Source organism: Diaphorobacter nitroreducens (assembly GCF_002214645.1).
Lineage (GTDB): Bacteria > Pseudomonadota > Gammaproteobacteria > Burkholderiales > Burkholderiaceae_C > Diaphorobacter > Diaphorobacter nitroreducens.
Map to the genome: position 1 here is coordinate 893,317 of NZ_CP016278.1, position 20,628 is coordinate 913,944.

Below are 20,628 nucleotides of genomic sequence, written 5' to 3' on the forward strand. Positions count from 1 at the left end.
TCGCTAGAATGAAATTCATGGCAACCACCCCCCCAATCCCCGCGCCGGTGCCGGCTCCCACCCCTCCGTCCTGGGACGAGGGTGGTTCGGTCGTGCTGGAGCGGCGTACACAGAAGACCCAGCCGCCCCAGATGTACCAGGTGGTCATGCTCAACGACGACTACACCCCCATGGAGTTCGTCGTCGTCGTGTTGCAGGAGTTCTTCAACAAGGACCGCGAGGCCGCCACGCAGATCATGCTGAAGATTCATCTGGACGGCAAAGGCGTGTGCGGTGTGTACACGCGCGATGTCGCCGCTACCAAGGTGGACCAGGTGCTGGAAGCGGCGCACAAGGCGGGCCACCCTCTGCAATGTTTGAGTGAGCCCGTTGAATAAGGGGGCATTGCTCCCGATCTACAGTCATCCCTAACACGCAAGCAAAAAGGAGTTCTCACATGATTGCCCAGGAACTGGAAGTCAGCTTGCACATGGCCTTTGTCGAGGCCCGCCAGCAACGCCACGAGTTCATCACCGTGGAACACCTGCTGCTGGCACTGCTCGATAACCCCAGCGCGGCCGAGGTGCTGCGTTCATGCGCTGCCAACATCGACGATCTGCGCGCATCGCTGACCAACTTCATCAAGGACAACACCCCGCAGGTCGCCGGTACCGACGAGGTGGACACACAACCCACGCTGGGCTTCCAGCGGGTGATTCAACGCGCCATCATGCACGTGCAGTCCACGGGCAACGGCAAGAAGGAGGTCACGGGCGCCAACGTGCTTGTGGCCATCTTCGGCGAAAAGGACTCCCATGCCGTGTACTACCTGCACCAGCAGGGCGTGACGCGCCTGGACGTGGTGAACTACATCGCCCACGGCATCAAGAAGGGCGAGCCGCCGGAGCCCGCCAAGGCCGAGGGCCAGGCCGACGGGGAAGAGGGCGCGCAAGGCGAGCGCAGTGAAAAAGCGTCGCCCCTGGAGCAATACACCCAGAACTTGAACCAGGCGGCCAAGGACGGCAAGATCGACCCCCTGATCGGCCGCAACTACGAGGTCGAGCGCACGATCCAGATCCTGTGCCGCCGCCGCAAGAACAACCCGCTGCTGGTGGGTGAGGCCGGCGTGGGCAAGACCGCGATTGCCGAGGGCCTGGCCTGGCGCATCACGCAGAATGACGTGCCCGAGATCCTGGCCGAGGCCACGGTGTATTCGCTGGACATGGGCGCGCTGCTGGCGGGCACCAAATACCGTGGCGACTTCGAGCAGCGCCTCAAGGGCGTCTTGAAGAGCCTGAAAGACAAGCCCAACGCCATCCTGTTCATCGACGAGATCCACACGCTGATCGGTGCGGGCGCGGCGTCGGGCGGGACACTGGATGCGTCCAACCTGCTGAAGCCTGCGCTGTCCAGCGGGCAGCTCAAGTGCATCGGCGCGACTACCTTCACCGAATACCGCGGCATCTTCGAAAAGGACGCGGCGCTGTCGCGGCGCTTCCAGAAGGTGGACGTGGTCGAGCCAACGGTACAGGAGACCATCGACATCCTCAAGGGACTCAAGAGCCGCTTTGAGGAGCACCACAGCGTGAAGTACGCCGCCGCCGCCTTGCAGGCCGCGGCCGAGCTGAGTGCCAAGTACATCAATGACCGCCACCTGCCCGACAAGGCCATCGACGTGATCGACGAGGCTGGCGCCGCGCAGCGCATCCTGACGCCGTCCAAGCGCAAGAAGACCATCGGCAAGGCCGAGATCGAAGAGATCGTGGCAAAGATCGCCCGCATCCCGCCTGCCAACGTGTCCAATGACGACCGCGGCAAGCTGCAGACGCTTGAGCGCGACCTCAAGAGCGTGGTTTTCGGCCAGGACAAGGCGCTGGAGGTGCTCGCCGCCGCCGTCAAGATGGCACGCTCGGGACTGGGTAAGGCGGACAAGCCGATCGGCTCCTTCCTGTTCTCGGGCCCCACAGGCGTGGGCAAGACCGAGGCCGCCAAGCAGCTCGCCTACATCATGGGCGTGGACCTGATCCGCTTCGACATGTCGGAGTACATGGAGCGCCACGCCGTGAGCCGTCTGATCGGTGCGCCTCCGGGCTACGTGGGCTTCGACCAGGGTGGTTTGCTGACCGAGGCCATCACCAAGAAGCCGCACGCCGTGCTGCTGCTCGACGAAATCGAGAAAGCACACCCGGACATCTTCAACGTGCTGCTGCAGGTCATGGACCACGGCACGTTGACGGACAACAACGGGCGCAAGGCCGACTTCCGCAACGTCATCATCATCATGACGACGAACGCTGGCGCCGAGACCATGAACAAGGCCGCTATCGGCTTCACGAATCCGCGCCAAGCGGGCGACGAGATGGGCGACATCAAGCGCCTGTTCACGCCCGAGTTCCGCAACCGCCTGGATGCCATCGTGAGCTTCAAGCCGCTGGATGAGCAGATCATCCTGCGCGTGGTGGACAAGTTCCTGCTGCAGCTCGAGCAGCAGCTCGCCGAGAAGAAGGTGGAAGTTACCTTTACCGACGCGCTGCGCAAGCACTTGGCCAAGAAGGGCTTTGATCCGCTCATGGGCGCGCGCCCCATGCAGCGCTTGATCCAGGACACCATCCGCAAGGCGCTGGCGGATGAGCTGCTCTTCGGTCGCCTGACCGAAGGGGGCCGCCTGACGGTGGACATCGAAGTCAAGACGGATGACAAGGGCGTGGAGACTTCCGAGGTGCTGCTGGACATCCAGCCGGTGCCCAAGAAGGAGCGCGGGGCCAAGTCTGAACCGGCAGAGCCCGAAGAAGCCACCGCCGACTGATTCCGACACCGCCGCAGTTGTTCCACCAACCCGCAGCCTGCGCTGCGGTTTTTTCGCGGACGATATCAACGGTCGTCTACGACGCGTAAAAAGGTAATCATGCCCTATTTTTGCGCCGCAACAATAATGCCGGGGCGCAGTGTTTTCCTCCTCGGTGTTGTCGTAATTCTTGGGTAGAGTGGTCACTGATCTGATTCACTTTTGACACATCCAAGGAGCACACATGAGCCAGAAAGTTGCGTACGTCACCGGGGGTATGGGGGGCATCGGCACGGCCATCTGTCAGCGTCTGCACCGGGACGGGTTCAAGGTCATCGCCGGGTGCGGCCCCACGCGCGACTACAACAAGTGGCTGGGCGAGCAAAAGGCGCTGGGCTATACGTTTTACGCGTCGGTCGGGAACGTGGGCAACTGGGAGTCCACGGTGGAGGCCTTCACCCAGGCCAAGGCCGAGCATGGCAGCGTGGATGTGTTGGTGAACAACGCCGGCATCACACGCGACCGCATGTTCCTCAAGATGTCGCGCGAGGACTGGGACGCTGTCATCGAAACCAACCTCAACAGCATGTTCAACGTGACCAAGCAGGTCGTTGCAGACATGGTGGACAAGGGCTGGGGCCGCATCATCAATATCAGCAGCGTGAACGGCGAGAAAGGCCAGGCCGGCCAGACCAACTACTCGGCGGCGAAGGCGGGCATGCACGGTTTTTCGATGGCGCTGGCGCAGGAACTGGCCACCAAGGGCGTGACGGTGAATACCGTGAGCCCCGGCTATATCGGCACCGACATGGTCAAGGCGATCCGCCCGGATGTGCTGGAAAAGATCGTCGCCACCGTGCCCGTGAAGCGCCTGGGCGAACCCAGCGAGATCGCGTCCATCATTTCGTGGCTGGCCTCCGAAGAGGGCGGCTATGCCACCGGGGCGGATTTCTCGGTCAACGGCGGCCTGCACATGGGCTGACCTAGCGGCAGCTGGAAAAGGCTGCCTTGAAATGCAAAAGGAACGTGGTGGCACGTTCCTTTTTTTGTCTCCACCCTGAAGTGGGCGGTGTGAATCGGGGCCGGTAGCTCCCGGCGGGCTCTGGCAGTGGCTTGGAATTGCGCAGTGCGGCGATTCCTCCAACGAACGGCCTTCAGAACAGGCCGAGTGGACGCTTACAGGCGGGCCGGGGCGCGCTTGCGGTCACGTTCGTCTTCGGGCCAGGCAGAGAGGATTGCAGTCATGGTCATAGGGAAAACTCCTTAGATGTACCCACAACGCGGCCCCCTGGGGGAGCGTTGACAGTGCGCTGCAAAAAAATGCAACCCCGGGATATCCCCAGAATTTACTCCTGAAAAAGGAGCTGTCTGCGCTTTATCCGTGAGGCTTGGAGGCTGTTTTTATACAGATATCAAAAATACCTGTAGCCCCTCAGCGCGTCAGTTCCTCCAGCGCTGAGGAAACATCCAGCCACTTTTCCTCAAGGGCTGTCACCTCTTCGGTGCAGTCCTTGAGCCTGCGCCCGCATTCCGCGATCTCCGCGGGGGGCAACGGCTGCATGAGCCGTTCTTCCAACTGCGCTTTTTCCCGGTTCAGGGCTTCCAGGCGCTGGTCGATTTTTTCCAGCTCTCGCTTGAGGGGGCGGGTTTTCTCGGCCAGTTGCTGGCGGGCCTGGGCTTCCTGGCGGCGCTGTTCGCGGGCGTCGCGCAGGGGAGGGGCGGCAGTGGCGGTTGGGGGCGCGGCCTCGGCAAGGACCGCCTGCTCGGCTGCGCGGGTCAGTTCGCGCAGGCGCTTGGACTCCTCAAGCAGGTAGCGCTGGTAATCGTCCAGATCGCCGTCGAAGGGCGCAACGGCACCCCGGCCCACCAGCCAGAACTCATCGCACACGGCGCGCAGCAGCGCCCGGTCGTGGCTGACCAGCATCACCGTGCCCTCGAACTCGTTGAGCGCCATGGACAGCGCCTCGCGCGTGGCCAGGTCCAGATGGTTGGTGGGCTCGTCCAGCAGCAACAGGTTGGGGCGCTGCCAGACGATCATGGCCAGCACCAGGCGGGCCTTCTCCCCGCCGCTCATGGTGCCCACGGCCTGGTGCACCATGTCGCCGCTGAAGTTGAAGCTGCCCAGGAAGTTGCGCAGGTCCTGCTCGCGGCTGGGTTCCTGGGCCTGTGCACCCAGTTCGCGCGCCAGGCGCACCATGTGCTCCAGCGGGTTATCGCCGGGGCGCAGCACGTCCAGCTCCTGCTGCGCGAAGTAGCCGATCGACAGGCCCTTGCCCTCGGTCAGGGTGCCGGAGAGCGGCGCCATGGTGCGGGCGATGGTCTTGACCAGCGTGGACTTGCCCTGGCCGTTGGCGCCCAAAATGCCGATGCGCTGGCCGGCCAGCACCGAGCGGTTCACGTGGCGCAGGATGGTGGTCTCGCTGCCATCCTCGGCGCGATAACCGAAGGACGCGTCGGTGATGGCCAGCATCGGGTTGGGCAGGTTGGCCGGCTCCTTGAACTCGAAGGTGAAGTCGGCCGAGGCCAGCACGGGGGCGATCTTCTCCATGCGCTCCAGCGCCTTCACGCGGCTTTGTGCCTGTTTGGCCTTGGTCGCCTTGGCCTTGAACCGATCGATGAATTTCTGCAGGTGCGCGATCTTGTCCTGCTGGCGCTCGTAGGCCGACTGCTGCAGTTCCAGCTGCTGGGCGCGCAGCTCCTCGAACTTGCTGTAGTTGCCGCCGTAGCGGGTCAGGCGCGCGTTATCGATGTGCAGCGTGACCTGGGTCACGGCGTCGAGGAATTCGCGGTCGTGGCTGATGACGACCAAGGTACCGTTGTAGCGCTGTAGCCAGGCTTCCAGCCATACCAGCGCGTCCAGGTCCAAGTGGTTGGTGGGCTCGTCCAGCAGCAGCAGGTCGCTGGGGCACATCAGCGCGCGCGCCAGTTGCAGGCGCATGCGCCAGCCGCCGGAGAAGCTGTTGACCGGGCGCTCCAGCTCCGCCACCTGAAAGCCCAGGCCCAGGATGAGCGCCTGCGCGCGCGCGGTGGCGTCGTGCGCACCGGCGTCTGCCAGGTCGGAGTGCGCCTGGGCGATGGCCATGCCATCCCCCGCCTGCTCGGCCGTGTGCAGCGCCTGGCGCAGCTCCGACAGGCGGGTGTCGCCCTCCAGTACGAAGGCGGTGGCAGACTCGTCCGTCTCTGGCATGTTCTGCGCCACCTGGGCCATGCGCCAGGCTGCGGGCAGGAAGAAGTCACCGCCGTCTTCGTGCAGCGAACCATTGAGCAGCGCAAACAGCGTGGACTTGCCAGCGCCGTTACGCCCGACCAGGCCGACATGCTCCCCGGGGTTGATGGTGACGGAAACGCCGTCGAGCAATACCTTGGCGCTGCGGCGCAGCGTGACGTTCTTCAGGGTGATCATGGGTCAAACCAATGGACGGGGCGGGGGCCGGACGGGCCGGCACCGTCACTTTGCGGGAGCGAGTGGGAGCAGGGCCTGGCGCGTGAGCAGCAGCACCTGGTCGCTGCCGGCGCTGGTCTCCAGCCAGAACACGGGCAGGTCGGGAAAGGCGGCCTCGAAGTGTTCGCGTTCGTTGCCGATCTCCAGCACCAGCACGGCGTCTTCGCTCATGCGCGCCGGGGCGTCGGCCAACAGCTGGCGAATGAAGTCCATGCCGTCGCTGCCGCCCCGCATATTGCCGGACAGGGCCAGCTCGGGCTCGGCCCGGTATTCGGGCGGCAGCTGGGCCATGCTGGTGGCGTTGACGTAGGGCGGGTTGCACAGGATCAGGTCCCAGGGGCCGGGCAGGGCGGCCAGGCCGTCGGACTCGACCAGCGTGATGCGCTCCTGCAGCCCGTGCCGATCGACGTTGATGCGGGCCACGGCCAGCGCGTCGGGCGAGAGGTCGGCGCCCGTCACCTGCACGTCGGGATACGCCATGGCCGCGAGCACGGCCAGGCTGCCGTTGCCGGTGCACAGGTCGAGCACGTGGCGCGTCTGGTCGCTGAGCCAGTCGTCGATGCTGCCGTCGGCCAGCAGTTCGGCAATGAAGCTGCGCGGCACGATGGCGCGCTCGTCCACGTAGAACGGCACGCCCTGCAACCAGGCCTCGCGCGTGAGGTAGGCAGCCGGCTTGCGCGTGGCGATGCGTTCTTCAAAAAGCGTAGCTACCAGCGCTTGATGGGCGGGCGTTACGGGCCGATTTACCACTGAACCTTCGACCCCCTCGTCGAGCACGCTGTCCAGCGGCAGCCCCAGGCGCCACAGCACCAGCCAGGCGGCCTCGTCCTGTGCGTTGGCGGTGCCGTGGCCGAAGGCCACGCCGGCCTGTGAGAGGCGCGCGGCGCCGCTGGCGACCAGCGCCCCGACGGTGTCACCGTGCACTTTCGCGGTCATGCGCCCGCCAGTGCGTTGAGGTGCTCGAGCGTGCGGCGGTAGATGTTCTTGAGCGGCTCGATGTCGACCAAGCGCACGTTCTCGTCGATCTTGTGGATGCTGGCGTTGGGCGGGCCCAGCTCGATCACCTGGGGGCAAATCTGTGCAATGAAGCGCCCGTCGCTGGTGCCGCCGGTGGTGGACAGCTCGGTTTCCAGACCGGTCTCGGCGCGGATGGCTTGCTGCACCGCCTGCACCAGTTCGCCCGGCGTGGTCAGGAAGGGCTGGCCGCCCAGCGTCCAGGTCAGGTCGTATTCCAGTCCGTGGCGGTCCAGTACCGCATGCACGCGCTGCTGCAGCCCTTCGGCGGTCGATTCGGTGCTGAAGCGGAAGTTGAAGTCGATCACCACCTGGCCGGGGATCACGTTGGTCGCGCCGGTGCCGCCGTGGATGTTGCTCATCTGCCAACTGGTGGGCGGAAAGAAGGCGTTGCCCTCATCCCACACGGTGGCGGCGAGCTCGGTGAGCGCGGGCACGGCCTGGTGGATGGGGTTGCGCGCCAGCTGCGGGTAGGCGATGTGGCCCTGCACCCCCCGCACGGTGAGCCGCCCGGACAGCGTGCCGCGGCGGCCGTTCTTGATCATGTCGCCGGTCTGCTCGACCGAGGTAGGCTCGCCCACGATGCACCAGTCCAGCCGCTCCCCGCGCGCGCGCAACTGCTCAATGACCACCTTGGTGCCGTCCACCGAGGGGCCTTCCTCGTCGCTGGTCAGCAGCAGCGCGATGTCCAGGCGCGGGTCGGGCGTGGCGGCCAGGAACTCCTCGACCGCGACGACGAATGCGGCGATCGAGGCCTTCATGTCACTCGCGCCGCGGCCGTACAGGCGGCCGTCCCGGTGTGTGGGGGTGAACGGTGGGCTGCTCCACTGCTCCACGGGGCCCGTGGGTACCACGTCGGTGTGGCCGGCGAATACTACTGTTTTGGTAGCTGTTTGCGCTTGTCCAGAGCGCGTTGCAGCGCGTTTTGACCATAAATTGCTGACGCGGAAGTTCTCGGGCCCGCTGTCCAGTCGTTCGCAGGCAAAGCCCAAGGGAGCGAGGCGCCGGGCCAGCAGGTCCAGGCAGCCCGCGTCGTCGGGCGTGACGGAGGGGCGGGCGATGAGCTGTTCGGTCAGTAGCAGGGTGGAGGACATGGGGGTACAGGCGGCGCACTGCCGTGCAGCGGCCGCGAAACGGGCTCAGGCGGGCTTGACGTCCAGCACGATCTCGGTGAACGAGGGGGCATCGTCCTCGGACTGTTGGCCGGCGTCGTTGACGGCGCGCGCCGACTTCGCGGCAGCCGAGAAGTCGTTTTGCAGGCGCCACATGAGGTTGGTGGGGGAGTCGGCGTAGGCCAGGCCTTCCTTGCGGTCGATCTTGCCCTCCAGGATCAGGTGGGCCAGCGCTTCCTCGAAGGTCTGCGAGCCTTCGGCCATGGATTTTTCCATGGCCTCGCGGATCCCCGAGAAGTCGCCCTTTTCCACCAGCTCGGCCACCAGCTTGGTGTTGAGCATGACCTCCGCCGCGGGCACGCGATCGCCGGTCGTAGTGCGTACCAGGCGCTGCGAGATGATGGCCTTGAGGGCGGACGCCAGGTCGCCCAGCATTGTGGGGCGCACCTCCACGGGGTAGAACGACAGGATGCGGTTGAGGGCGTGGTAACTGTTGTTGCCGTGCAGCGTGGCCAGGCACAGGTGGCCCGACTGGGCGTAGGCGATGGCGGCGGACATGGTCTCGCGGTCGCGGATTTCGCCGATCAGGATCACGTCGGGCGCCTGTCGCAGCGCGTTCTTGAGCGCGGTCTGCAGCGACTGGGTATCGCTGCCGATCTCCCGCTGGTTGACGATGGACTTCTTGTTCTTGAACTGGTATTCGACCGGGTCCTCCACCGTGAGGATGTGCCCGGTCATGGACTCGTTGCGCGCGTCCAGCATCGCCGCCAGCGTCGTGCTCTTGCCCGAGCCCGTGGCGCCCACGAGCAGGATCAGGCCGCGCTTTTCCATGATCAGCTCGCTGAGCACGGGCGGCAGGTGCAGCGTGGACAACTGCGGGATGTTCTGCGTGATGAAGCGGATCACCACCGCATAGGTGCCGCGCTGGCGCATCGCGCTGACGCGAAAGCGGCCTACGCCGGTGAGCGGCACACCCATGTTGAGCTCACCGGTCTCTTCCAGCTCTTCGATGCGGTCGGGAGGGACGATCTCGGACAGCAGGTTCTTGGGCGCGTCGGGCGGCAGAATCTGGCTGTTGATCGGCACGCATTCGCCGTTGATCTTGATCAGCGCCGGTGCGTTGGCCGACAGGTAGACATCGGATGCCTTCTTGTCGGCCATCAGGCGCAGAATCCGCTCCATCGTGCTCATGCTGGTTCCCTCTCAGTGCTGGTTATGTATGCGTGCAGTGCCGGTGCGGCGTGGCTTCAGTCGCGCAGCAGGTCGTTCAGGCTGGTGGTGGAGCGGGTCTTGGCGTCCACCTTCTTGACGATGATGGCCGCGTACATGCTGTAGCGGCCGCCGTCCTTGGGCAGGTTGCCGCTGACCACCACCGAGCCAGCGGGCACGCGACCGTAGGTGATCTCGCCCGTGGTGCGGTCGTAGATCGGCGTGCTCTGACCGATGTACACGCCCATGCTGATGACCGAGTTCTCTTCGACGATCACGCCCTCGACGACTTCGGAGCGCGCGCCGATGAAGCAGTTGTCCTCGATGATGGTCGGGTTGGCCTGCAGGGGCTCGAGCACGCCGCCCAGCCCCACGCCGCCGGACAGGTGCACGTTCTTTCCGACCTGCGCGCACGAGCCCACGGTGGCCCAGGTGTCCACCATGGTGCCTTCGTCCACATAGGCGCCGATGTTCACGTAGCTGGGCATCAGGATCGCGCCCTTGGCGATGAAGCTGCCGCGGCGCGCCACGGCCGGCGGCACCACGCGCACTCCGGTGGCGGCCATCTCATCGGCGGACAGGTGGGCGAACTTGGTGGGCACCTTGTCGAAGAAGCCCAGGTCCCCGGCCTTCATGAGCTCGTTGTCCTTCAGGCGGAACGACAGCAGCACGGCCTTCTTGATCCACTGATGCACGGTCCACTGGCCCACGCCCTCGCGCGTGGCCACGCGCAGCCTGCCGTTGTTGAGCTCGGCGATCACATGCTCGACGGCGTCCACCACTTCCTTGGGCGCGGCGGAGGGCGAGAGGCTGGCGCGGTTGTCCCAGGCGTTGTCGATCAGGGTCTGCAATTGTTGGGTCATGGATGGAATCACGTACGGGATTGGATGAATTGCACGATGCGCGAGGCCGCTTCGGCGCATTCCGCGGTCTCGGCCACAAGGGCCATGCGCACGCGCTGGGCGCCGGGGTTGGCGCCACCGGAATCGCGGGCGAGATAGCTGCCCGGCAATACCGTGACATTGTATTGAGCCAGCAGGGCCTGGGCGAACTCCGCATCGCTCATGCCCAGGGCGTCAGGCACCTTGGCCCAGAGGTAGAAACCCGCGTCGGGCAGGCGCACGTCCATCACCTCGGCGAGCATGGGCGTGACCTGGGCGAACTTCTGGCGGTAGAGGGCGCGGTTTTCTTCCACGTGCACCTCATCGTTCCAGGCAGCCACGCTGGCGGCCTGCACCGCGGGCCCCATGGCACTGCCGTGGTAGGTGCGGTATAGCAAAAACGCCTTGATGAGTGCCGCGTCGCCCGCCACGAAGCCGCTGCGCAGGCCCGGCACGTTGCTGCGCTTGGACAGGCTGGTGAAGGCGATCAGGTTGCGGTAGTCGCTGCGTCCGAGCTTGGCTGCAGCCTCCAGGCCGCCCAGTGGTGGCTCGTCGCGGAAGTAGATTTCGCTGTAGCACTCATCCGAGGCGATCACGAAACCGTAACGGTCGCTCAGCGCGAAGAGCTTCTCCCACTCGGGCAGGGGCATCACGGCGCCCGTGGGGTTGCCGGGCGAGCACACGAAGAGCAGTTGCGTGCGCTGCCATACGTCCTCGGGCACGCTGTCCCAGTCCACGGCAAAGTTGCGGGCTGGATCGCTCGGGGCGTAGTACGGCGTGGCGCCGGCCAGCAGCGTGGCGCCTTCATAGATTTGGTAGAACGGGTTGGGGCACACCACGGTGGCGCCCGCGCGGGTGGGGTCCACCACGGTTTGCGCGAATGCGAACAACGCCTCGCGCGAACCGTTCACCGGCAGCACCTGCGTGGCGGGGTTGACGGGAATACGGTAGCGCCGCTGCATCCAGCCGGCACAGGCTTCTCGCAGGCTGGGGTCACCGGCGGTGGAGGGGTAGCTGGCCAGGCCTGCCAGGTTGGCGGCCAGGGCCTCCTGGATGAACGGCGGCGTTGCATGGCGTGGCTCGCCGATGCCCAGGCTGATGGCGCGGTGAGCGGCCGAGGGCGTCACCCCCGCAAAAAGCTGTCGCAGCCGCTCGAACGGGTAGGGCTGCAGTAGGGAGAGCAGGGGATTCATAGGGGGGCGATTATCAGGGATGCGGCCGGGCGCCATAGGGCGCGGCCCCGCCACCCGTTCCCAAAAACAACTACAGGGTTTGATCGCTCTACACAGCCGTCGAATTTGGTTACAAATGGCATCAATTCATCAGTGCGACGCGCCAGGGCGCGCATTTCAGCCAGCGAGGGGACAAAAGCGATGACGGTTTCATTCATTCTGCGGCCGGGCGTGGGACTCATGCGGCGCCTGCGTTTCTCGGCCAAGCTGGCCCTGTTGGGAGGCGTGGCCGTGTTGGCACTGCTGGCCGTCGCGGGGGTGCAGGGATGGGGGCCGCGCGCCACGTGGGGCGTGTGTGGCGTGGCGGTGCTGGCCACCGCCTATCTGGCCACGGCTTTCCAGGCCAGTGTGGCGGGCGACCTGCGGCGGCTGAGCGGCGTAATGGAACGTACGGCGCAGGGCGACCTGTGCAGCCGGGCCGAAGTGCGCGGCCGCGATGAACTGGCGCACATGGGCGAGCAACTCAACCGCATGGTGTACACGCTCTCGTCGATGGTGGCCGACATCCGCAGCAACGCGGCGCTGGTGGCGCACGCGGGTCAAAGCCTTGCGGCGGACAACCGCGAACTGGCCGACCGGACCGAGCAACAGGCCGCCAGCCTGGAGCAGACCGCGGCCAGCGTGGAGGAGCTGTCTTCCGCCGTGAACAACAACGCGCAGGCGGCAAGCGTGGCCGATCAGCGCGCCGGAGAGGTGCGCCAAGCCGCTGAGGCGGGCACCCAGGCGATGGCGCGGGCGGTGGAGGCGGTGCAGGGCATCCAGAACGATGCCCGTCGCATGGGCGAGATCATCCAGGTGATCGACGGCATTGCCTTCCAAACCAACATCCTGGCGCTGAATGCCGCCGTGGAAGCGGCACGCGCGGGCGAGCAGGGCCGGGGTTTTGCCGTGGTGGCGGCCGAGGTGCGCACGCTGGCGGGCCGCTCGGCCGAGGCGGCGCGCGAGATCCGCGACCTCATTGGCACGTCCGTGCGGCAGGTGGAGGGCAGCGCGGGGCTGATCCGCACCGCCGGTGAGGGCATTGCGGCCATGGCGCAAGGCATCCGTGGCGTGGCCGGGCATGTGAGCGAAATCTCCCACTCGGTCAATGAACAGGGCACGGGTCTGCGCGAGATCAGCACCGCGGTGCAGCAACTGGACCAGATCACGCAGCGCAATGCCCAGATGGTGAGCGATGCCCTGCGCGAGGCGCAGGCGCTGGAGAGCCGGGCGTCCACCCTGTCCCGGGCGGTGCTGGCGTTTCGCCTGCAGCAGGGTACGGCCGAGGAGGCCGTGGCCCTGGTGCAGCGCGCCGCCGCCGTGCAGCGCGGCCTGCCGCGCGAGTCCTTTCTGCGCACGTTGACCGACCCAGCACAGCCCTACCACGACCGCGACATGTACGTGTTCGCGCTCGATGCGGGCGGCACCTACCTGGCCTTTGGCGGCAATCCCGCCAAAGTGGGAACGCGGGTGCAGGACATTCCCGGTATTGCCGGGGATGCGCTGGTCAGCGCCATCGTGGCCCAGGCCGAACGCGCGCCGGGCTGGGTGGAATACGACATCACCAATCCGGCCACGGGCGCGGTGCAAACCAAGATGTCCTACGTGCAGCGCGCGGGAGATGTCTATCTGGGCTGCGGCGTCTACAAGTCGCTTGCGGCCTGATGCGGCAGGCCTGTCGCCGGTTCGCTCCGTATTGCCATAGCCCGCTGCGGTCGTGAGCGGTAGGGCTGCCGGCGCAGCGGCGTCAGCCCCGGTCGGCGCGCTGCGCGCGGGCGCGCGCCAGTGCCGCGGCAATGGCTGCGCGCTTGGGATCGGGCGCGTTGTCCGGCGCCGGAGGGGCGGGTTCGGGGGCGGTGGCCTGCGCCTCCTCGCGCTGCAGCCGCTCTTGCCGCGCCTGGTAGCGCACGCGCGCCTGCTCGGCCTGCGGGGCGGACCATGCGGCCCAGCCAGTGGCCTGGCCGCTGGCATTTTCCATGCGGATGCAATCCACCGGGCAGGCGGGCAGGCACAGTTCGCAGCCCGTGCAGTGCGGCGCGATCACGGTGTGCATGCGCTTGTTGATGCCCAGGATGGCGTCCGTGGGGCAGGCCTTGAGGCACAGCGTGCAGCCGATGCACCAGTTTTCGTCGATCACCGCCACGGCGCGCGGGACCTCCGTTCCATGGGCCGCGCTCAGCGGCAGCTCGGGCCGGCCAGTGATGGCGGCCAGGCGTGCAATGCCCTGGGCCCCGCCGGGCGGGCACTGGTTGATCTCGGCCTCGCCCCGTACGATGGCACGGGCATAGGACTGGCAGTCAGGGTAGCCGCAGCGCGTGCACTGGGTCTGGGGCAGGGCCGCGTCAATGCGCTCGACGAGCGCCTGCTGCGCTGCGGGGGAGGTCATGGCCGGCGTCAGGCGGCGCTGCGTGCGCGGCGGGGGCGTGACGTGGGCTGGGCGGACTGGTTGGCACGGATGAAGTCGCGCACCTGCGGGTAGACCAGCTCGCGCCAGCGGCGGCCGCTGAAAATGCCGTAGTGGCCCGCGCCCTTCACCTCGAGGTGGTTGCGCCGGTCCGCGGCGATGCCGGTGCACAGATCCTGCGCCGCCTCGGTCTGGCCGGAGCCGGAGATGTCGTCGAGCTCGCCTTCGATGGTCAGCAGCGCGGTCTGGGTGATGTCCTGGGGACGCACGCGCTCCACCGCGCCGTCCGGCGAGCGCACGTCCCAGGTGCCGTTGACCAGGCTGTAGTCCTGGAAGACTGTCTTGATGGTCTCCAGGTAATAGTCGGCATCCATGTCGAGCACGGCGTTGTATTCGTCGTAGAACTTGCGGTGGGCCTCGGCGCTGGCGTCATCGCCCTTGATGAGGTTCTTGAAGTAGTCGTAGTGGCTGCTGGCGTGCCGGTCCGGGTTCATGGCCACGAAGCCCGTGTGCTGCAGAAAGCCCGGGTACACGCGGCGGCCGGCGCCGGGGAAGTTGCTGGGTACGCGGTAGATGACGTTGTTCTCGAACCACTCGAAGCTGCGTTGGGTGGCCAGGTTGTTCACCGCCGTGGGTGAGCGGCGCGCATCGATGGGGCCGCCCATCATGGTCATGGACAGTGGCGTGGTCTCACCGCGGCTGGCCATCAGCGAGACGGCGGCCAGTACCGGCACGGTGGGCTGGCAGACGCTCATCACATGGCAGTTGCCGTATTGGCCCTGCAGGTAGCGGATGAACTCCTGCACGTAGTTCACATAGTCGTCCAGGTGGAACTCGCCCTCCTGCAGCGGCACCATGCGCGCGTTCTTCCAGTCGGTGATGTAGACCTTGTGGCTCTCCAGCATGGAGCGTACGGTGTCGCGCAGCAGCGTGGCGTAGTGGCCCGACAACGGCGCCACGATCAGCACCACGGGCTGGCCCTTGAGCTTGAGCAAGGTGGCCGGGTCGTCCGAAAACCGCTTGAAGCGGCGCAGTTCGCAGAAAGGCTTGTCGACGTCCACTCGCTCATGGATGGCCACGCTCACGCCGTCCACGTCCACGGTGCTGATGCCGAACTCGGGTTTCTCGTAGTCCTTGCCCAGGCGGTACAGCAGTTCATAGCCCGCCGAGATGCGATGGGCCAGTTGCGTCTCGCTGAACGGCGACAGCGGGTTGCTGTAGAACTTGGCGGCGGCCTGCGCCAGGTCGGCGAAGGGCTCCATGAGGGAGCGCTGAGTCTCGTAGAGGGTGTACAGCATGGGGCAGGACCAAGTTATGTTGCAGTGCAATATATCAGCAGTTGCATTTGCTTGCGTGTCGTGCAACTACGCATTCAGTGTCCCGCGCGCGACATTCACAGGCGGGCTTGATGCAATGCTTTTGATAGCTGCCAGCGCTTGATGGACAAGCGCTGGAGGTCGATTTGACTTATATCAGGGTGGGATTTTCCTGCAGCCACGCTTCGAAGGCTTCGCGCGAGCTGTTGCGCAGCGCGCGGCGAAACGCCTGCCGGTCGCCCAGGTACAGGCAGTGGCGGATCACGGTGAAGGGGTTGAAGCTGCCCTCGGGGTTCTGCACCTCGTAAAACTGCTTGTAGCGCTTGACGGTAGCAATCGTTTCGCGCATCAGCGTGTTGAAGCGGGCACGCGTGATGCCCGGTGACCATGCGCGCATGTCGTCCACGAAGAGGTCCACCTTCTGCGCGTCGAACTCCACGTCCTTGAAGAAATGGCGGGCAATCTTCAGGAACGTGAAGGCGTTGAGCTCGCTGCCGGGCGCCGGCGCTCGGCTGGCTTCGGTCTCGGCCTCGGCCTCGGTGGTCTCGTCGGGTGCGTAGAGCAGTTCGGCGTCGGTGGCATCGCGGATCTGGCGGAACTCGCGGTCCGCCAGTTCGAACAGGGCGGACAGCACGTTGATGCGGCGCTTGAGTTCGGCCGGAATCGACTTCTTGTACTTGATCTTGTGGTCCAGCACGCTCCACGCGTCCTGGATGATGGTGCGCACCTGCAGCTCGAACGGCTGCGCCGCGTAGGCGGCGTTCTCGGGCAGGGCGGCCTGCACGGCGTTGAGCCGCAGGTCCAGGTGCAGGCCCTTGTAGCCGAAAGAGGCCTCGGTGCCCTCCAGGGCGCTGACCTTGTCGGTCACGTCGATCACGTCGAAGTGCGACTGGACGATCTGCGCCACCTTTTCCAGCTCGTCCTCGTACAGGCAGACCACGCGCACGCCGATCAGGTCGGTGATGTAGGGGCGGATTTCATAGGGGGCCCCGCTTTCCTCCAGCGCCGCGCGGTACTTGCGCGAGAACTTGCGCAGGCATTCATCGCGGTCCTTCACGCGCCCTTCGATCTTGGCGATGTCGATGTGGCGCGCCTGCGACAGCAGCGACTGCAGCAGCGCCATGTAAAACGCGCAGGCGTGGTCCAGCGCCGGGCGCTCCTGCGCATAGAACGCGTGGAACGCGGACTCCTCAGGGGTGAGATGGGTCGTGGGTGAGGGGAGGGGCACGGCAGGCGCAGGGGTCAAGGGACAGCCACGGATGGTAGGGCAGGGAAGGGCCTGCGGTGGCCCTCGGCGGGGTAGGACAAGGCCGCGTCCCACAGACGGGCCGCGCGGTGCGCGGCAATCTGGCGCATCCCTATTGTGTTGCGGCGGTCGCTATGCGACGCTTGGAAACGCATGAATAAAAAGGTGGCTGCCCCGAGAGGGTTCGCACAGCACTGGGCCCCATGGCATCCGGGCATGATCGCAGCAGTGGTGCTCTCACTGCTGCTGCTCGCCGTCACCTATCTGGTCTGGCAGGGTGTGGAGCGCGCACGGGACGAGCGCCGGCTGCAGGCTTTCGCCTTGTCCGTGGACCGCGTGGTTTCCAACCTGTCGGACCGCATCGCCGCTTACGAAATGGTGTTGCGTGGCGCCAAGGGCTACTACGAAGGCTCCGACAGCATCGACCAGCAGGAATTCCAGGCCTATGTGGAGGCCTTGCACCTGCCGCAGACGCGCCCGGGCCTGCAGGGGGTGGCGTTGCTGTCGCGCGTGGCGGAATCCACGGGGGCGCGCACGGGGCAGGCGTTGATCACGCACATCGCACCCCAAACGCCGGAAAACCAGCAGGAACTGGGACAGGATGCCATGCTGCAGCCGGCGCGGCGCGAGGCGCTGCTGCGCGCGCGCGATTCCGGGACGCTGGCGCTGTCGGGCCCGCTGGGCAGCCGCGAAGGGGATGCCGGCAGCTCCCTGGTCATGTACCTGCCGCTGTATGCCAGACACGCTGCCGTGGACACTCTGGCCCAGCGCCGCCAGAACATTGCAGGCTGGGTGGCCGCGCCATTTCGCATGGACGACGTGATCCAGGGCCTGGCGCGCGAACTGGACAGCGACCTTGCGCTGGCCATCCATGACGGCCCCTCGGTGGCAGGGGGGGTGCTGGTGTTTGCGTCGCGCACGGACTATGCACCCCACGCGGTCAATGGCGGGCTGGAGGCCGTGCGCAGCTACGACGTAGGCGGCAGGCGCTGGACGCTGGTGCTGTACCCGCTGCCCTCATTCGAGCAGCGCTTCGAAGGATCCACACACCATCTGGTTGCCCTGCTGGGCGCCGCCTTCAGCCTGCTGGCGGGATGGTTCGTGGGGCAGCAGGTGAACGCGCGGCAGCGGGCCATGGCGCTGGCCCGCGAGATGACGCGCGAGTTGCGCCGCACGCGCGATGAGCTGGAAGGCACGCTCAATGCCGTGCCCGATCTGCTGTTCGAGGTGGACGCACAGGGAGGCATCCACCACTACCGGTCCGCCCGCGCGGACCTGATCGGCACGCGCGCCCAGGCGCTGGTGGGGCGCACGCTGGGGGATGTGTTGCCGCCCGCTGCCGCCGCCGAATGCATGGCTGCGCTGGACGAGGCGGCCGAGTACGGCTATTCCGAAGGGCGGCAGTACAGCCTGGACATCGGGGGCAGCCAGCATTGGTTCGAGCTGTCCGTGGCCTGCAAGCAGGGCGGTGCGCCGCAGACCGGGGCCGGCCCGGGCCAGCGGCACTTCATCGCGCTGTCGCGCGACGTCACGCGGCGCCACGAGGCCGAGGCCGCCATGTACCAGCTCGCGTATTTCGACTCGCTCACCGGCCTGCCCAACCGCCGCCTGCTGCTGCAGCGCCTGCAGGATGCACTGCTTACGGCCCAGCAGCAGGGGGGCATGGGCGCGCTGTTCTACATCGACCTGGACAACTTCAAGGAGATCAACGACGCGCGCGGCCACGGTGTGGGCGACGGGCTGCTGGTGCAGGTCGCCGCGCGCCTGCAGGACGTGGCCGGGCCGCAGGAGACCGTGGCACGGCTGGGGAGCGACGAATTCGTGATGCTGGTGCCGCGGCTGGGCGACGGCCCCTCTGTTGCGCGTGAGCAGGCCTGCCGGCGCGCCCAGCAGCTGCGCGAATGCCTGGATGCGCCCTATGACCTGGGCGGGGTGCACTACGGCAGTACCGGCAGCATCGGCGTGACGCTGTTTCCCAAGAACGGTGAGGCCGTGGAAGACCTGCTGCGCGAGGCCGACACGGCCATGTTCTGTGCCAAGGACCGGGGGCGCAACCAGGTGTGCTTCTTTGAGCAGGACATGCACGCCGCAGCGCAGGAGCGCCTGGCGCTGCTGCAGGACCTGAAGAGCGCGGTCGACAACGACGCGCTGCTGACCTATGCGCAGCCGCAGGTGGATGCCGCCGGCCAGCTCATCGGCGCGGAGCTGCTGCTGCGCTGGCCGCATCCGCAGCGCGGCTTCGTGCCGCCGGCGCAGTTCATCCCGGTGGCGGAACAGGCGGGGTTGATCGTGCGCATGGGTGCGCGTGTCATCCAGCAGGCCTGCGCCACGCTGGCCGAACTGCACCAGCAGGGCCGGGCGCTGTCGATCTCGGTCAATGTTAGCCCCCGCCAGTTCCGTCAGGCGGACTTCGTGGAGCAGGTGCGCGCGGCGCTGCACAGCACGGGCGCGCCCGCGGCGCTGCTCACGCTGGAGGTCACGGAAAGCCTGCTGGTGGAGAACTGGCAGGACACCGCCCGGCGCATGCACGAGCTGGTGGCGCTGGGCGTGCGCTTTTCCATCGATGACTTCGGCACCGGCTACTCCAGCCTGGCGTATCTGAAGCGCCTGCCGCTGTACGAACTCAAGATCGACCGCAGCTTCGTGCAGGACGCGCCCTCCGATGCGAACGACGCGGCGATCGTGCAGGCCATTCTTTCGGTCGCGCGCCACTTGCGCCTGCGCGTGGTGGCCGAGGGGGTAGAGACGCGGCAGCAGGCGGACTTCCTCATCGCCCACCACTGCCATGGCCTGCAGGGCTATCTGTTCGGGCTGCCGCAGCCACTGCGGGACTGGCTGGCGGGCCTCAAAGGCTGAGCGGCTCCGTTGGCAGGGCGCCGGCTTGCACGGCGCTTGCGCGCAGTGCATCGGGCGCGGTGGCGCCCGGCTTGGTGCGCGCCAGGGCCATCACTTCGCGCGCGGGCAGGTGTTTCAAGCGGTGGTCGCTCCACACTTGGCGCCAGCGTCGCGCGCCGGGCAGGCCGTTGCGCAGGCCCAACATGTGGCGCGCCACCGCATACCAGTGCGTGCCGTGCGCGGTGGCTTCGCGCTCCATGTAGGCCACCATGTCTTCCTCGACCTGCTCGCGCGTGGGCGCGGCGGGCGCGGCGCCAAAGAACTGCTCGTCCCAGCGCGCCAGCCACCAGGGGTTGTGGTAGGCCTCGCGGCCCACCATCACGCCATCCACCCGGGCCAGCTCCTCCAGCACCGCGGCGTCGGTCTGAAAGCCCCCGTTGATGGCGATGGTCAGTTGCGGGAAGTCGGCTTTCAGCCGGGCCGCGACGTCGTAGCGCAGCGGGGGAATCTCGCGGTTCTCCTTGGGCGACAGACCCTTCAGCCACGCATTGCGCGCATGCACGATGAACACGCGGCAGCCCGCGTCGGCCACCACGCCCACGAAGTCGCGCACGAAACCGTAGTCTTCGTTCTGGTCGATCCCGATGCGGTGCTTGACGGTGACCGGGACCTGAACCACGTCCACCATGGCTTTCACGCAGTCGGCGACCAGTTGCGGCTCGTTCATCAGGCAGGCGCCGAAAGCGCCGCGCTGCACACGCTCGCTGGGGCAGCCGCAGTTGAGGTTGATCTCGTCATAGCCCCACTGCTCGCCCAGACGGGCGCAGTGCGCCAGGTCGGCCGGCTCGCTGCCGCCCAACTGCAGCGCCACGGGGTGCTCGGCCGCGTCAAAGCGCAGATGGCGCTGCACGTCGCCGTGCACCAGCGCACCGGTGGTCACCATCTCGGTGTAGAGCAGCGTGTGGCGCGACAGCAGGCGGTGCAGGTAGCGGCAGTGCCTGTCGGTCCAGTCCATCATCGGCGCGACGGACATGCGCCAGGGACTGTGGGCGATGGAGGAGGGCGTAGCGTGCACGGTGAAGGACGGGGCGGTCTGACGAGATAAAGGAACTGGGCGGGGGCCGATATTGTCCCAGGTCCCGTTTTGCGCCGCGGTGGGAAGGGGTTTTGGGTATTTTTGGCCTCCAGCGCTTG

At 66.6% G+C, this 20,628-nt stretch carries 15 protein-coding genes; 5 read left to right on the forward strand and 10 right to left on the reverse strand.

The window, feature by feature from the left end; genetic code table 11:
* Positions 1 to 8 precede the first annotated feature (8 nt).
* The 3 genes from clpS (at position 9) to phbB (ending at position 3,746) form a co-directional block, all read left to right on the forward strand.
* On the forward strand, positions 9 to 377 hold the full coding sequence (gene clpS / locus BA022_RS04190; RefSeq protein ID WP_015913417.1) for an ATP-dependent Clp protease adapter ClpS: 369 nt from the start codon (positions 9 to 11) through the stop codon (positions 375 to 377).
* 59 nt (positions 378 to 436) lie between these two features.
* Positions 437 to 2,785 carry an ATP-dependent Clp protease ATP-binding subunit ClpA gene (gene clpA, locus BA022_RS04195; RefSeq protein ID WP_088886618.1) on the forward strand — a complete coding sequence of 783 codons (2,349 nt, stop codon included), beginning with the start codon at positions 437 to 439 and terminating at the stop codon, positions 2,783 to 2,785.
* A gap of 223 nt (positions 2,786 to 3,008) precedes the next feature.
* Positions 3,009 to 3,746, forward strand: coding sequence for an acetoacetyl-CoA reductase (gene phbB / locus BA022_RS04200; protein ID WP_015913416.1), 738 nt, complete (start codon positions 3,009 to 3,011; stop codon positions 3,744 to 3,746).
* A 450-nt stretch (positions 3,747 to 4,196) separates the two neighbouring features.
* Here phbB and BA022_RS04205 read toward each other — a convergent pair whose 3' ends face one another.
* The 6 genes from BA022_RS04205 to dapC are packed head-to-tail and all read right to left on the reverse strand — an operon-like array spanning position 4,197 to position 11,615.
* Positions 4,197 to 6,167: an ATP-binding cassette domain-containing protein gene (locus tag BA022_RS04205; protein WP_088886619.1), complete on the reverse strand. Its 1,971-nt coding sequence runs from the start codon at positions 6,165 to 6,167 to the stop codon at positions 4,197 to 4,199.
* A 45-nt stretch (positions 6,168 to 6,212) separates the two neighbouring features.
* A complete protein-coding gene (gene prmB / locus BA022_RS04210; protein WP_088886620.1) occupies positions 6,213 to 7,142 on the reverse strand; it encodes a 50S ribosomal protein L3 N(5)-glutamine methyltransferase in 930 nt (309 codons plus the stop codon).
* Positions 7,139 to 8,314 carry a succinyl-diaminopimelate desuccinylase gene (dapE, locus tag BA022_RS04215; RefSeq protein WP_088886621.1) on the reverse strand — a complete coding sequence of 392 codons (1,176 nt, stop codon included), beginning with the start codon at positions 8,312 to 8,314 and terminating at the stop codon, positions 7,139 to 7,141. Before dapE ends, prmB begins: the two co-directional genes overlap by 4 nt.
* A 45-nt stretch (positions 8,315 to 8,359) precedes the next feature.
* Positions 8,360 to 9,523, reverse strand: a complete 1,164-nt coding sequence (locus BA022_RS04220) for a PilT/PilU family type 4a pilus ATPase (RefSeq protein WP_088886622.1) — start codon at positions 9,521 to 9,523, stop codon at positions 8,360 to 8,362.
* 56 nt (positions 9,524 to 9,579) lie between these two features.
* Entirely contained in the window at positions 9,580 to 10,404 is an 825-nt protein-coding gene (gene dapD, locus BA022_RS04225; RefSeq protein WP_011805310.1) for a 2,3,4,5-tetrahydropyridine-2,6-dicarboxylate N-succinyltransferase, read from the reverse strand.
* Between the two features lie 8 nt (positions 10,405 to 10,412).
* Positions 10,413 to 11,615 carry a succinyldiaminopimelate transaminase gene (gene dapC, locus BA022_RS04230; protein WP_088886623.1) on the reverse strand — a complete coding sequence of 401 codons (1,203 nt, stop codon included), beginning with the start codon at positions 11,613 to 11,615 and terminating at the stop codon, positions 10,413 to 10,415.
* A gap of 180 nt (positions 11,616 to 11,795) precedes the next feature.
* Between dapC and BA022_RS04235 the strand changes: the two genes are divergently transcribed.
* Positions 11,796 to 13,298, forward strand: a complete 1,503-nt coding sequence (locus BA022_RS04235) for a methyl-accepting chemotaxis protein (RefSeq protein WP_088886624.1) — start codon at positions 11,796 to 11,798, stop codon at positions 13,296 to 13,298.
* Positions 13,299 to 13,380: 82 nt separating this feature from the next.
* Here BA022_RS04235 and BA022_RS04240 read toward each other — a convergent pair whose 3' ends face one another.
* From BA022_RS04240 to BA022_RS04250, 3 genes are all read right to left on the reverse strand, one after another.
* Positions 13,381 to 14,019, reverse strand: a complete 639-nt coding sequence (locus tag BA022_RS04240; RefSeq protein WP_088886625.1) for an RnfABCDGE type electron transport complex subunit B — start codon at positions 14,017 to 14,019, stop codon at positions 13,381 to 13,383.
* Positions 14,020 to 14,027: 8 nt separating this feature from the next.
* Positions 14,028 to 15,335, reverse strand: coding sequence for a polyhydroxyalkanoate depolymerase (locus BA022_RS04245; protein WP_088886626.1), 1,308 nt, complete (start codon positions 15,333 to 15,335; stop codon positions 14,028 to 14,030).
* 169 nt (positions 15,336 to 15,504) lie between these two features.
* Entirely contained in the window at positions 15,505 to 16,581 is a 1,077-nt protein-coding gene (locus BA022_RS04250) for a GTP pyrophosphokinase (protein ID WP_088886627.1), read from the reverse strand.
* A gap of 234 nt (positions 16,582 to 16,815) precedes the next feature.
* Between BA022_RS04250 and BA022_RS04255 the strand changes: the two genes are divergently transcribed.
* The gene (locus tag BA022_RS04255; protein WP_228403693.1) at positions 16,816 to 19,455 is read left to right on the forward strand and encodes a bifunctional diguanylate cyclase/phosphodiesterase; all 2,640 of its coding nucleotides are present in this window, start codon (positions 16,816 to 16,818) and stop codon (positions 19,453 to 19,455) included.
* Here the strand turns inward: BA022_RS04255 and dusA are convergent.
* Positions 19,445 to 20,467, reverse strand: a complete 1,023-nt coding sequence (gene dusA / locus BA022_RS04260; RefSeq protein WP_236884916.1) for a tRNA dihydrouridine(20/20a) synthase DusA — start codon at positions 20,465 to 20,467, stop codon at positions 19,445 to 19,447. The genes BA022_RS04255 and dusA overlap by 11 nt on opposite strands.
* Between the last annotated feature and the right edge of the window lie 161 nt (positions 20,468 to 20,628).